Origin of the sequence: Paenibacillus sp. FSL R10-2734, assembly GCF_037963865.1 — a bacterium.
Lineage (GTDB): Bacteria > Bacillota > Bacilli > Paenibacillales > Paenibacillaceae > Paenibacillus_AQ.
In genome coordinates this window covers 789,094-801,900 of record NZ_CP150170.1, presented here as the reverse complement: position 1 = coordinate 801,900, position 12,807 = coordinate 789,094, and the positions used below count along the sequence as shown (strand labels likewise).

Annotated in this window: 12 protein-coding genes; 5 read left to right on the top strand and 7 right to left on the bottom strand. The window is 42.6% G+C overall.

All coding sequences use genetic code 11. From position 1 onward, the window contains the following. Nucleotides 1–3 precede the first annotated feature (3 nt). Both NSS67_RS03660 and NSS67_RS03655 read right to left on the bottom strand, forming a co-directional pair. On the bottom strand, nucleotides 4–1,047 hold the full coding sequence (locus NSS67_RS03660; protein ID WP_339318355.1) for an iron ABC transporter permease: 1,044 nt from the start codon (nucleotides 1,045–1,047) through the stop codon (nucleotides 4–6). Nucleotide 1,048: 1 nt separating this feature from the next. Then, nucleotides 1,049–2,053 (bottom strand): iron ABC transporter permease, encoded by a 1,005-nt coding sequence (locus tag NSS67_RS03655; RefSeq protein WP_339318354.1) that lies wholly within the window; start codon nucleotides 2,051–2,053, stop codon nucleotides 1,049–1,051. Between the two features lie 201 nt (nucleotides 2,054–2,254). On the opposite strand from NSS67_RS03655, the gene NSS67_RS03650 reads away from it, so the two are divergent. After that, nucleotides 2,255–3,250 carry an iron-siderophore ABC transporter substrate-binding protein gene (locus tag NSS67_RS03650; protein WP_339318353.1) on the top strand — a complete coding sequence of 332 codons (996 nt, stop codon included), beginning with the start codon at nucleotides 2,255–2,257 and terminating at the stop codon, nucleotides 3,248–3,250. A 93-nt stretch (nucleotides 3,251–3,343) separates the two neighbouring features. On the opposite strand, the gene NSS67_RS03645 is transcribed toward NSS67_RS03650, so the two are convergent. After that, the gene (locus NSS67_RS03645) at nucleotides 3,344–4,018 is read right to left on the bottom strand and encodes a YdeI/OmpD-associated family protein (protein WP_339320493.1); all 675 of its coding nucleotides are present in this window, start codon (nucleotides 4,016–4,018) and stop codon (nucleotides 3,344–3,346) included. A gap of 67 nt (nucleotides 4,019–4,085) precedes the next feature. After that, on the bottom strand, nucleotides 4,086–5,120 hold the full coding sequence (locus NSS67_RS03640) for a stalk domain-containing protein (protein WP_339318352.1): 1,035 nt from the start codon (nucleotides 5,118–5,120) through the stop codon (nucleotides 4,086–4,088). Nucleotides 5,121–5,345: 225 nt separating this feature from the next. On the opposite strand from NSS67_RS03640, the gene NSS67_RS03635 reads away from it, so the two are divergent. Further along, nucleotides 5,346–6,338 carry a phosphotransferase gene (locus NSS67_RS03635; RefSeq protein ID WP_339318351.1) on the top strand — a complete coding sequence of 331 codons (993 nt, stop codon included), beginning with the start codon at nucleotides 5,346–5,348 and terminating at the stop codon, nucleotides 6,336–6,338. Nucleotides 6,339–6,489: 151 nt separating this feature from the next. Next, nucleotides 6,490–6,999, top strand: a complete 510-nt coding sequence (locus tag NSS67_RS03630; protein ID WP_339318350.1) for a GNAT family N-acetyltransferase — start codon at nucleotides 6,490–6,492, stop codon at nucleotides 6,997–6,999. A 66-nt stretch (nucleotides 7,000–7,065) separates the two neighbouring features. Here the strand turns inward: NSS67_RS03630 and NSS67_RS03625 are convergent, their stop codons facing one another. Then, on the bottom strand, nucleotides 7,066–7,521 hold the full coding sequence (locus NSS67_RS03625; RefSeq protein WP_339318349.1) for a RidA family protein: 456 nt from the start codon (nucleotides 7,519–7,521) through the stop codon (nucleotides 7,066–7,068). 92 nt (nucleotides 7,522–7,613) lie between these two features. Further along, nucleotides 7,614–8,672, bottom strand: a complete 1,059-nt coding sequence (locus NSS67_RS03620; protein WP_339318348.1) for an LLM class flavin-dependent oxidoreductase — start codon at nucleotides 8,670–8,672, stop codon at nucleotides 7,614–7,616. Between the two features lie 218 nt (nucleotides 8,673–8,890). Between NSS67_RS03620 and NSS67_RS03615 the strand changes: the two genes are divergently transcribed. Next, the gene (locus NSS67_RS03615) at nucleotides 8,891–10,612 is read left to right on the top strand and encodes an EAL domain-containing protein (RefSeq protein WP_339318347.1); all 1,722 of its coding nucleotides are present in this window, start codon (nucleotides 8,891–8,893) and stop codon (nucleotides 10,610–10,612) included. 48 nt (nucleotides 10,613–10,660) lie between these two features. Then, entirely contained in the window at nucleotides 10,661–12,316 is a 1,656-nt protein-coding gene (locus tag NSS67_RS03610) for a diguanylate cyclase (protein ID WP_339320492.1), read from the top strand. Nucleotides 12,317–12,387: 71 nt separating this feature from the next. Here the strand turns inward: NSS67_RS03610 and NSS67_RS03605 are convergent, their stop codons facing one another. Beyond that, on the bottom strand, nucleotides 12,388–12,729 hold the full coding sequence (locus tag NSS67_RS03605; RefSeq protein WP_339318346.1) for a zinc ribbon domain-containing protein YjdM: 342 nt from the start codon (nucleotides 12,727–12,729) through the stop codon (nucleotides 12,388–12,390). Nucleotides 12,730–12,807 lie beyond the last annotated feature (78 nt).

Sequence of the window (12,807 nt, the reverse complement as noted above, 5' to 3'; positions counted from 1 at the left end):
CCTTTATGAACTGCGATGACGGTACAATAAGTAGATGAAGAAAGGCGCTCCAATAGCAGCGGTGAATACGCCGGCCGGGATATCCAGAGGGATAAACGCAATTCTAGCGACAAGATCAGATAGTAATAAGACAAGTGAACCAATTAGGGCTGAGACTGGAATAACACCACCATAGGCAGGCCCGACAAGCTTTCGAGCAATATGTGGAGCCATCAGACCAATAAAGTTGATTGCACCACCAATGGCAACAGCTACCCCTGCAAGGGCAACGCTGATAAGGAGCAGAATCGTTCTTTTGACTTGGACTGAACTACCAACACTCGTAGCTACCTCATCCCCTAGCTCTTGTACATTCAGGTGCCTAGCATAAATTAATGCAGCAGGAATCAGAATAACCATCCAGGGTAACATCGTTAGCACATCTCGGTCCCAAGATACACCATATATACTTCCTGTCATGAAGGTGAATGCTTTGACCGCTACGGCCGTCGGCGTAAACGATGATGAGAGGATCAACATATACGTAACTGCTGTTATCGCCGTAGACATTCCGATCCCAATCAGCACAAGCCGAAGTGGAGTAATCCCCCGTCGATATGCGAATAGATAGATTAGAAGTGCTGCCCCAAAAGCCCCGGCAATCGAACTAATAGGCATGAAGCGGATGCTTACATGAGAGAAATACAGAATAAAAATCACGGTTCCAAGCGATGCACCACCCGAAATCCCTATAATATCAGGTGAAGTGAGTGGATTGCGAACGATGCCCTGCAACAATGCTCCAGAGATGGCTAGTGCCGCACCGACCATCACCGCAACGACGACACGAGGCATTCTTAAGGAGAAAATGATCATCGCATCGGATGGATCGCCCATACCGAAAAGCGTTCGAATAACGGCAATCGGACTAATAAAAGTACTACCCAGTCCTACACAGATGATCATCGTAACTACATTAGCGGCTAGCAGCAACAAAATCATGATTAATGTTCTACGACTAATTTGAAAAGAGTGATTACGACCTCTAAGGGTCATCCATTTATCCATATTAGGCATCCCCTCTTCTGGCAATGTATACGAAGAAAGGGACCCCGAGAATAGCAGTCATAACGCCGACAGGTATTTCCTTCGGAAATGCAATGTACCGTGATCCAATATCTGCGCCAAGCAGTAAAATACCCCCAAGTATAGCGCAGTAAGGAATAACCCAGCGATAGTCCAGGCCTACCAAGTAACGTGTAATATGTGGAATTACAATACCTACAAAAGCTATAGGACCTGCAATCGATACAGAACCCCCTGCAAGCAAGACAATGATAATCCCAGCAGCTAGTTTAATGAAGATCGTCTTCTGTCCGAGCCCTGTAGCAACATCTTCCCCCAGCGTAAGCAAGTTCATATGTCTAGCAATTACAAAAGCCCCCAACAGCGCTATACCCATATAAGGTGCAGCCGTAGTGAATATTCCCATGTCCCGGCCAGCAACAGAACCGACGAACCAATATAAGACTTGATCAAAGGTCTGCCCACCGGTTAACAAGCAACCAAGGGATAAAGAGGAGAAAAAAGCAGTCATTGCAGCACCCGCGAGTGTAACCTTAAGGGGAGTCAGTCCATCGCTTCCAATGGAGCCGAGTATGTATACAATGGCGGCTGTAACTGCCGCGCCGATAAAAGCTAGTGTTGCAAAGGTGGTCAGACCACTGGCACCGAAAAAAGCAGAGCCCGCAACAATGAAGAAGGCTGCTCCTGCGTTAATGCCGAAGAGACTCGGTGAAGCTAAGGGATTGCGTGTGATGCCTTGCATCAAGGAGCCTGCAACAGCGAGACTCGCTCCAGCTATCGCAGCTATGAAAGCTCGCGGTACTCTAGCTGTCTGTATAATCAAATGCTCTTGTGAACCATTGTAATCCGTGAAGGATTGGGCAATCGTATGCCAACTAATATTGGTCACGCCAAAGGCGATACTGCATACAATTCCGGCAACTAATAACAACAGACCTATCAGTAATCCGACAACCTTCTGCGATCGCGTGGTAAGTAGAGTGCTCATAGTTTCCTCTTTCCTATTATCCTATGATTAATTTACATATAAACCAATCAGGTTTCTAAGACATTTTAGGTCATGAGGTAAAGGCTGTCAATGAAGCTGATAATCATTATCATAAAAATCGTTGACTTTAAGATTTTAAGTTGTTATAGTTTTTTCCAGCGTAAGTGAGAATCATTTTCATAATATATAGGGGGTTAATAAATGTTTTCCGTTATAAAAAAACAACGATTTTCTTTAACTGTATCCGCAGCTTTACTCGCCTTGACTGTCATTGTGTCAGGTTGTGGTCAAGCAGGGTCCAATAATAGTAATACAGCTAGTCCAGCTGAATCTAATGCAGCCAACTCAAGAGAAGAACATAAAGTAACACACGCTATGGGAGAAACTACGATTACAGGAACACCAAAACGTGTAGTCGTACTAACGAATGAAGGAACGGAGGCTTTGCTGGCCCTTGGCGTGAAGCCAGTAGGAGCTGTTAAATCGTGGACAGGTGATCCGTGGTATGAACACATCGCAGCGGATATGGAAGGTGTAACTGTCGTTGGTGAAGAAAGCCAGCCAAACCTTGAACTCATTGCCAGTCTTAAGCCTGATCTAATCATCGGGAATAAATTGCGTCAGGAAAAAGTATACGACCAGCTAAAAGCCATTGCACCGACCGTCTTCTCTGAAACGCTTCGTGGCGAATGGCAATCGAACTTCTTGCTCTATGCTGAAGCTTTAGGTAAAACTGACGAAGGCAAAAAACAGATTGCCGAATACGATAGCCGCACTGCAGATTTCAAAGCAAAAGCAGGTGACAAGCTAAACCAGAAAGTATCTGTCGTTCGTTTTATGGCAGGAAAGACACGTATCTACCTAGAGGATACCTTCACAGGAATCGCCTTCTCCAAGCTAGGTATCACTCGTCCTGACAATCAGAAGTACACCGATACATTTGTTGAAGAGATTACCAAAGAGCGTCTTCCGGAAGTAGATGCAGACATGTTGTTCTACTTCACTTACGACACTGGTGACGGCAAAGGCACCGAGATGGAGCAAGAAATGCTGAAAGATCCACTCTGGCAAAGTCTTAATGTTGTTAAGAACAATAAAGCAATCAGAGTAAGCGACGCGATCTGGAATACATCTGGTGGCGTTATCGCAGCTAACCTTATGCTTGATGAGCTTTACAAGATTTATGAAATAAAATAAACAGCACGAAAAGAGATGGCGCAGGAGAAATCCTGTACCATCTCTTTTTTATTTTTATAATATGCTTTTGGTGACGGTGCGAATGTTGATACGCTATAAAGTGGATCCTTGCCGATATAGCTCCCGACTCTTATATCCGGCCTTTAGAATCATCTTCATTTCCTCTCTGCGCTTATCTCTCGTTGCCTCTTGTTTAGCACTATAGATATATCGAGCCCAATCTTTACGGTATCCCGGAGTAAGCGATTGATAGATCGTAAGCAGCTCTGGTGTTTCCTTCAGATCTTGTTCCACATTTGGAATGAAGGAGATATAATCATCCACACATTGACTGGGGGTATTGGAAAGCTGACCTTTACCCTTAGCATCCTCTTTTAACCCCACAACGGTAAAGACATCATCCAATCCTACCATGCGTGCAAATTTAATATTGCTTGTCCCGATGTATCCATTCTCATCACTACCCAGACCCTCTAGTAAGTCGTCACGATGAATAAAGGTCGGATACACTTTGTTTCCCTTTTTAGGATACGCCACAAAGAGATAGCCATTCTTATGAAGATGCTGATGCTCAATCACACGGTTCACTAGTTCTTGTAAGGACGACATATCTAGTACAAAGGCAAATATAAGATCATAGGCTTGTTCAAGCGAAGTATCATAACCTGTCAATTCCGCTAAATAATCAGATCCCTCTGGTTTATTCAATATCGCTACTTGGTTGTATTTTTGTAAGTTCAGCTTTTCTACGATTGTTTTAGTCACTATGCTTCATCCCCCAAATGTATTCGGACGCTTCTTCATCGTGATCATTATAGCCTAATTACTGCCTAATCTAAAAGAACCTACGTGCCGTCACAAAACGCTTCTTCCACTTCTCACTTAGGGCTTCATAATGGACGCCTTTCTCCTTAGAATACGTATGCAAGATCTGATTATTCCCTGCATACATGGCAACATGACCAATGTCGAGACCACGTGCACTGAAGAACAACAAATCCCCTTTACGCAGTTCGTTGATTCCAACTTGTTTTCCCTCTTTGGCTTGATTATAAGAGGCGCGTGGCAGATCCACCGACAACACATTATCAAACAGATGCGCTACGAAAGAAGAGCAGTCAAAGGTAGACGTCTGGTTCGTTGCTGCACCAAATTCATAGGGTGTGCCCAGATACTTCTCTCCGTAAGCAAGTAGCGCGCTTCCCTGCTTCTCTGCGAGCGACTCGCTAGTATAATTGCTATATTGGGGTTTAGCAGATATGTATCCCGTCTTGTTATCTTGTGTTCGCACTTCTAACCAGAAAGCATCCACTTCCCTAACGACATGGACTTTATCGCCTGCAGACAACATTTGCTGAACAGCTGACTGGTCCGATGAATTCGGCGAACTTCGCAGGTTAACTCCATAAAGAATCGTCGTGTCGTAATCCACCGCTGAGTAGATACGGATGTTCCGAGTATTAGCATCCCACTTCACGGTGCTACCCAGAGCTTCACTTACAAAACGCAGCGGCATCATCGTATTACCACCGACAACCTGACCCGGAACAGTTAAGTTTAAGGATTGTCCGTTTTTATTAGCAGTCGAATCTCCTATCTGATAGGTCAGTACCAGATTTCCCTTGGTGGCCTTAACCATTTTGGTATCGTTGTTCCATGAAATCTTCGCCCCCTGTTCTTCAAATAGCTTACGCATAGGAACTAGCGTTGTACCATTTATGAGCAAGGGTTGAACTTCTAATTCAAGCGGCCGATCATCCAGGAAAACACCTGTAACCTGATTCTGAGGTATCGTAGCCGCATGAGCCGGGGCTGTGTAGAGCATAGATGTAAGTGGTAGAAGCAGTAACGCTTTCTTTTGAATCTTCATGATGTCATCACCTCGTTGATTGATACGTTCATATATTATTACTAAAATTAGGGTAATTAGTTTTGTTACAATTATTGGGGCTGTGTTTCAGCGAGAATAGTCTTTATGGAAAGAGGCGGAAAAAATGAACCATACTATTGGGAGAAATCTTCGAGTAAAGAAGTGCTAATAAAGCATTAGCTAGAAGGGAGATAACACTTTAAATTAAAAATAATGAGGTGTAATATGAATCCATCAATTGAAATCTTATTTACGGATAAGATTGTAGCTGAAGCAGCAAAAAGGTATGGGTTCATGCCTGAAGAGTTGATTTTATTGGGGAAGAACCAAAACTTCACTTATGGAAGTAATAACGAGGCACGGAATCTTATCATTCGGATTATACATGAATCTCACAGGACGCTGGAGCTTATCCAAGGTGAACTAGAATGGATACAATATCTTGCGAATAACGGTGTTCCAGTAGCCTCCCCGGTGAAATCAAGTAACGGCGAGCTAATTGAAAAGATGAATAGTTTTTTAGTTGTAGCATTCCAAAAAGGTCTTGGTGCCTTATGGAGTGATGAAATATCTCAAAATGAAGAGTTTAATAAACTGGGGGAAATTGCAGGGAGAATGCACGCACTAGCTAAAGAATACGTTCCTAGTACAGCCGAGATAACACGATACAACTGGCAAGAAAATAGTTATCTTCAACAATTCATAACTCATATTCCCTCTTCCCAGAGCCTTGTAATTGCTCATTTTGAATCCTTGATGCAGAGGGTCCACAAATTATCACGTGATAGTGAAAGTTTCGGACTTATTCATGGTGATTTTTGTTTTGGTAACTATACAGTTCAACCAAATGGAAGCATCACTGTATTTGACTTCGATGAATGTCAATACGGATGGTTCACGCAAGATATTTCTGTTAATTTATTCTATGGCATTGCAGTACCTAGTCCTGATGAAGATGTTCCAACTTTTGTGAAAAGGTATCTAACTTCGTTTTTGAAAGGTTATGAAAAGCAAAACACGATTGATATAAGATTGTTAAAAGACCTACCACTATTTCTAGATTTGAGACAAGCTATACTTTATTCAGCTCTCTATCGAAACGGAAATATTGAAGCACTCGATGGTTGGTCTAGGGAGTTCTTGAAACGTGCCCGACATAATATGGAAAACAATATTTCACTGCTTGCAATGGATGATATTTTAAATCTCATAACTTAACAGTTAAGGGACAGGATAGAAGCCAACAAAAGCAGCTGGAAAAGTTACTTACCTTTCATGCTTCGCTAGTTGCGACTAAGCATCTATAATAAGTTATGATATTCTAATTGATAGGTTGAAGCGAGAGATCTAGGAAAGGCAGGCACATGTCATGAGGCTTATGTTTCCACACGTGAATACAGTGGAAGAAACCGCTGAGGTTGCTCGATTGGCGGCAGAAATATGGCGCGAATATTATGTTTCCATTATTACAATCGAGCAGATTGATTACATGATTGGCAAGTTCCAATCGATTCCAGCGATTACGGATCAGATCCATCATCAGGGCTACGAATATTACTTGATCCATAACGATGGCTCCGCAGTCGGATATATTTCGGCCAGACAAGAAGAGGGAAAGCTCTTCTTGAGCAAGTTTTATATCGGCAAAGAGTACAGGGGACGCAGCTATGCCAGCCAAGCGTTGGCATTCCTAGAGAAGCTGTGCAAAGACCGAAACCTAAGCCATATTTGGCTGACGGTCAATCGTCATAACGAATCCAGTATTGCGGTATATGAGAAAAAAGGCTTCCGGACCGTGCGGGAACAAATTGCGGATATCGGGAACGGATTCATCATGGATGATTTTATTATGGAAAAAGAAATTCCGGTCCCACATTAAGATTTAACATATTCTATATTTTAAAAAAGAGGACTGCGATCACCTTTCGGTGCCGCAGCCCTCTTTTTAATCCACTTCAAAAATAGAATCAATGATGATCGGAAGGTTATCTCTCACGGAAACAGCCCCAAACACAGAACGGGCATGCATCCCCTTGTCTCCGAACACCTCCAGCAATACATCCGAACAGCCATTGAGCACTTTATGATGCTCTTCGAATAAGGGATCAGCGTTCACAAAGCCTTGAATTTTGACTACTCTCTTCACCTTATCCAAAGAACCTAAAGCTGACTCAAGAACGGCAAGGATCTCCAATCCAGTTTGGCGTGCGAAATCATAGCCTTCTTCGGTGGTGAAGTCTTGACCCAGCTTTCCTTTGGGATGGCCAGCTGGTCCTTTTCCCGATACAAAACATAATTCATTAACGATTACGTAGTTAGCGTATTTAGCCGCTGGTTCACTAGCTCTAGGTAGGACAATACCTAATTCTTCAAGTCTGTTCGCTATGGTTTGATCTTCCACTTCAGTCTCCTCCCCAATCTACAACAGCAATAATAAATTGGTAAGATCATACTGGTTTATCTAGATTGGGTCAATATGAGATGCCCCGTTTATTATTTCGATTCAACCTCTGCTTCCCATCTCGCGATCTCAGCTCGAACGATTGGCGCTACTTCAGTACCCAGTAGCTCAATGGCTCTCATTACATCCTTATGAGGCATCGTACCTAGCGGCACATGTAGCATAAAGCGTGTAATGCCTACATGTTTGCGTAGGTGAATGATCTTTTCAGCGACAGTATCTGGATCACCTACATACAAGGCGCCTTCAAATCTGCGAGCGGCATCATAGCTTGCCCGACTGTAATGACCCCAGCCTCGCTCCCGGCCAATCACATTCATGCTAGCCTGCGTAGAGGGGAAGAACATATCGGCCGCAAGCTGATTATCCTCTGCAATAAAGCCGTGCGAGTGTGAGGCAACCGGAAGCTTCGACACATCATGTCCAGCTTGAGCCGCTGCTTTCTTATAGAGCTTCACGAGCGGCGCAAATTGCAGCGGACTGCCCCCAATGATCGCGAGCACAAGCGGTAGTCCGAGCAGACCTGCACGAATCACCGATTCTGTATTACCTCCACTGCCAATCCATACGGGTAAAGGATTCTGAACAGGGCGCGGATAAATTCCTAGATTATTAATGGCAGGACGGTGATTTCCACTCCAGGTTACTTTTTCCGATGCGGTTATTTTTAGCAACAAATCCAGCTTCTCATCGAACAACTCATCGTAGTCATTTAGATCATAGCCAAAGAGCGGGAACGATTCGATAAAAGAACCCCGGCCTGCCATGATTTCTGCCCGTCCATTCGAGATTCCATCAAGTGTTGCAAAATCCTGAAATACACGTACTGGATCTGCAGAGGACAGCACGGTTACGGCACTAGTCAGCCGAATTCGTGTCGTCTGTGATGCAGCGGCTGCTAGCAAGACTGCTGGAGAAGACGCCGCATAATCTTTTCGGTGATGCTCACCCACACCAAATATATCTAATCCTACCTGGTCAGCAAGAACAATCTCCTCTACTACCTCACGCAATCGCTGCGCATGGCTTATTAACTCCCCCGTGTGAACATCCGGTGTTGTTTCTACGAACGTACTGATCCCTATCTCCACTTACAAATCCCCCTTAACTATAATTTTCTCTTCAAGTTGTTTGTTTGATTATAACACAAGTTAACATTAAAAAAGCTAGGCATTAATGCCTAGCTCCACCTTGTCCAAAGACTCATCCTTAAAATTTGCAGAACATCGCTGACAAATAGAGGATTTTGATGAAATATGTTGAAATCATCTACAACAAGTAGCTCTCATGCTTGATATAGGAGGGTCATATGCTTCAAAGAAACAAACACAAAAACTCCATAAACAAACAAAGCTTCAATCCTGTTCGGGGTTCCTTAAAAATTGCCGTCATATATTTTATTGTAGGATGCCTATGGATCCCCCTAACAGACAAGGCTGTTTCCACTTTTACGCAAGATCCAGAGTGGATCAGACTTATTAATATAATTAAAGGCTGGTTCTTCATTCTTATAACAGCACTGCTTATCTTTGCTCTAATTCTAGGTACTCTCAAACGTATTAAAAGAGTCGAAAAAAAACTGGACCTCGCCTACAGGGATAGGGTGAATGCACACGAAAATCTAGAGGCCGCCTATGAGGAAATCACTGCTACAGAAGAAGAACTCAGACAGCAATATGATCAGCTCATTGAGAATCAACGAAAGCTAGCCTTAAATGAAGAAAAGATGCAATACCTGGCTTATCATGATATATTAACCGGCTTGCCCAACAAATTTGCTTTATATGAGAATGGCCCTCCTATTCTGGATTTAAACAATACTGCTGCCCTATTGTTCATCGACATTGATTACTTTAAATATGTAAATGATACGATGGGGCATGAATTCGGTGACCGGCTAATTGTTAAGGTTAGCGAGAGATTGAGCTCCCTAGTTGGAAGTAGTGGCGATGTGTATCGTTTCGTCGGCGATGAATTCATCGTTCTTTTACATTCTATTGAGAACCGACAGAGCATAAACAGCATGACCTCCCACATTCTTGCTGGTTTTAAAGATGCCATTGAGATGGATGAGAGTATACTGCATGTCAGCCTCAGCGTCGGAATCAGTACTTACCCCGAGCACGGAAATACTATCATGGAGCTCCTTAAATGTGCAGACATCGCTTTGTATAAAGCCAAAGAAGCCGGAAAGGGCCAAATTATCGTCTTTGATCAACCATTGCATGACACCTTTACTGAACGAATGAACATTGAGAAGCAGTTATATAACGCTTTAGAGAAAAATGAGCTGGAGTTATTCTATCAACCCCAGATTGATCTGACTCAGAATAGGGTGACGGGACTGGAGGCTCTTTTGCGCTGGAACAGCCCTATGCTAGGAATGGTCCCACCCGATAAGTTTATCAAAATAGCAGAAGATTCCCATCTCATCATTCCCCTTGGAGCGTGGGTGTTAAGAACGGCCTGTACCTTTCTGAAAAGTCTTCATGAACAAGGATTATCGCATCTAACGATGTCTGTTAATATTTCAATGCTGCAGCTGCTGCAAAGTGACTTCAACGAGTTAGTATTGGACACCTTACAAACCTCCGGGCTAGCGCCTGAATATTTAGAGCTAGAGATTACAGAGAGTGTTCTGGTTGAATCTTACGAATATGTGAGCAGTAAACTGGCTGAACTCAGAGCTTACAACATCAAAATTGCATTGGACGACTTTGGTACCGGTTATTCCTCCTTAAGCTATCTTACACATATGCCGATCTCTACGTTGAAAATAGACAAGTCCTTTATTGATTCCATTGAAACAGGGACACATCAAGCCGTTCTCGTAGAACAAATTATTATGATTGGTAAACGAATGAATATGTGTGTTATTGCAGAAGGCGTGGAGCAGACTGTACAACTCGATTATTTACAAGAGCAAGGCTGCGATAAAATTCAAGGCTACTTGTTCAGTAAGCCTCAGTCCGCACAGAGCGTGAAGGAGCTGTTAACCGAGTGGGAGAAGGTTTCGAGCTTTAACGAATAAAGATGAACCTATTTTTTTATATAAGAAGGTGTTCCCAAATTGGATGTCATGATATGGATTGACTTATTATTATTCTTCGTTCTGTTCGTTCTATTCATATACATATTTGCTTCTGTAAAAATCACTAGCCTACATAAGGCGTACTTGGTTTTTCATTTTACTATGATGTTATGGCCCTTCTGTCAATTTGCTATCAAAATGACGGATGATCCCGGTGTTCAATTGTTTTATGTGAAGGTCGCATTTATCGACTCGGTTTTGTTGGCGATTGGATGGCTTCTTTTTACGATATTACTCACTAGCAAATCACACCTCCTCCGAAAAAAGAACATGTTGATCCTATACATTGTCGCAGCATTAATCATACTTGGGGTGATCACCAATCCAAATGAAAGTTTTGTCCTCCCCATGCATGGCGGATATATTGAAAGATCTTATGGTCCGATTTTTTGGCTGTTCATTATTTACTTAGCCAGCGTCATTGTTATTTCTCTTCATATCATCTATTCAGCCCTAGTATCAAACGCCACACAGCGGATCAAAAAACAGGTTACTCACGTACTCAAAGGTGTGCTAGTGCTGGCTGTATTTGTATTACTCGACGTGTTCCTTAATGTGGTGCTGCTTAAATCTCAGCCGGTGATTCCGGGGATGACCTCTCTAGGGATACTAATCTCTGCAATCTTTTTCGTCATTGCCATCCATCGTGATAAAATATTTGATCTCGTAACCATCGCCCATCAGGATATCATTGACACACTAACACAAGGCATTCTTGTGCTAGATGATAACGAAACTGTGGTAGAAATCAATCGAGCGCTTTTTCCAAAAATCAATCTGCAGATCGGTGATCGTTTCGACTTGTCTACTCTCACCCCCTTGGGACAGACCGCCAGTGCTTTCCGTATGTTCCATCATACATATCTTAACCAGCCCATGGAGAGAAGCGAAGTTGAAGTATTCTACACCTCGTTCAATGCATATATCCACATTACAGTGGCGCCAATTGTCGTAGGCGAGATCATGGTTGGACGGATCCTCACGTTTCAGGATAGAAGCGAGCTACAGCGCCTCATAGCTGAGACTAATCAGCAGAACGAGGTCCTGCAAGAGCGTAACTTAGCATTAATTAAAATTCAGAACGAGCTTTCTCAAACTAACCAAAAACTCAAGCATATGGCCATAACCGACAGCTTAACAGGTTGTTATAACCGTCATTACTTAACACAGCACTTAGAGCGTGAGATCATAGAAAACATGATTTTGAAGCAGCCTTTTGCCATCATTCTACTGGATATCGACTTTTTCAAAACGGTGAATGACAATTACGGCCACTTAGTAGGCGATGTCGTAATTTGTAGCACGGTAGAGGTCATTAAGCAATCGCTGAGGGAGACGGATATTCTTGCACGCTATGGCGGAGAAGAGTTCATCGTCTATTTACCAAATACGAACCATACACAAGCAAACCGCTGGGCAGAGCATATCAAATTCATGATAGGGGCCAATAAAGTACATGTGGGTGAGGTTGTACATTCTGTATCGATCACTGTAAGCATGGGACTTCTGTCCATTAATAATTTTGCAGAGCAGTATATAGAAAGCCCGACAAATCAACTAAATGATTTATTCGAATCTGTGGACAAAGCCTTATATCAAGCCAAAAATACAGGACGAAACCAGATTGTTGAGATCATAAGATGACGCGACTTTGAATATTATCTCAAAAAAAGAATCAGCCCTACTTCTATCGAAGTTAAGCTGATTCTTTCTTTTTATATCTTTTTAACAAATTCAGATTTTAATTTCATAGCTCCGAACCCATCAATTTTGCAATCAATATCATGATCTCCGTCCACTAAACGGATGTTTTTAACTTTGGTACCTATCTTCAGAACGGATGAGCTTCCTTTTACCTTAAGGTCTTTGATTACAGTTACTGAGTCGCCGTCATTTAATACATTGCCATTGGCATCTTTGATAACCTTTTGATCTTCATTATTCTCAGACTCTGATTCTAATGTCCACTCATGTGCACATTCCGGGCAAATTAATAAACTTCCATCTTCATACGTGTACTCAGAATTACATTTCGGACAGTTTGGTAAATTAGACATCGTTTCATTTTCTCCAATCGTAGTTCAAATTCTAGTTGTCTTGCGGCTGGACTTTAAAAGTATATTTCATATTCAGCA

Bases quoted from the DNA above. Each gene is read 5' to 3' on its own strand.
- NSS67_RS03655 (WP_339318354.1), bottom strand. From the start codon at position 2,053: ATGAGCACTCTACTTACCACGCGATCGCAGAAGGTTGTCGGATTACTG.
- NSS67_RS03630 (WP_339318350.1), top strand. From the start codon at position 6,490: ATGAGGCTTATGTTTCCACACGTGAATACAGTGGAAGAAACCGCTGAG.
- NSS67_RS03650 (WP_339318353.1), top strand. From the start codon at position 2,255: ATGTTTTCCGTTATAAAAAAACAACGATTTTCTTTAACTGTATCCGCA.
- NSS67_RS03660 (WP_339318355.1), bottom strand. From the start codon at position 1,047: ATGGATAAATGGATGACCCTTAGAGGTCGTAATCACTCTTTTCAAATT.
- NSS67_RS03640 (WP_339318352.1), bottom strand. From the start codon at position 5,120: ATGAAGATTCAAAAGAAAGCGTTACTGCTTCTACCACTTACATCTATG.
- NSS67_RS03605 (WP_339318346.1), bottom strand. From the start codon at position 12,729: ATGTCTAATTTACCAAACTGTCCGAAATGTAATTCTGAGTACACGTAT.
- NSS67_RS03610 (WP_339320492.1), top strand. From the start codon at position 10,661: ATGATATGGATTGACTTATTATTATTCTTCGTTCTGTTCGTTCTATTC.
- NSS67_RS03635 (WP_339318351.1), top strand. From the start codon at position 5,346: ATGAATCCATCAATTGAAATCTTATTTACGGATAAGATTGTAGCTGAA.
- NSS67_RS03615 (WP_339318347.1), top strand. From the start codon at position 8,891: ATGCTTCAAAGAAACAAACACAAAAACTCCATAAACAAACAAAGCTTC.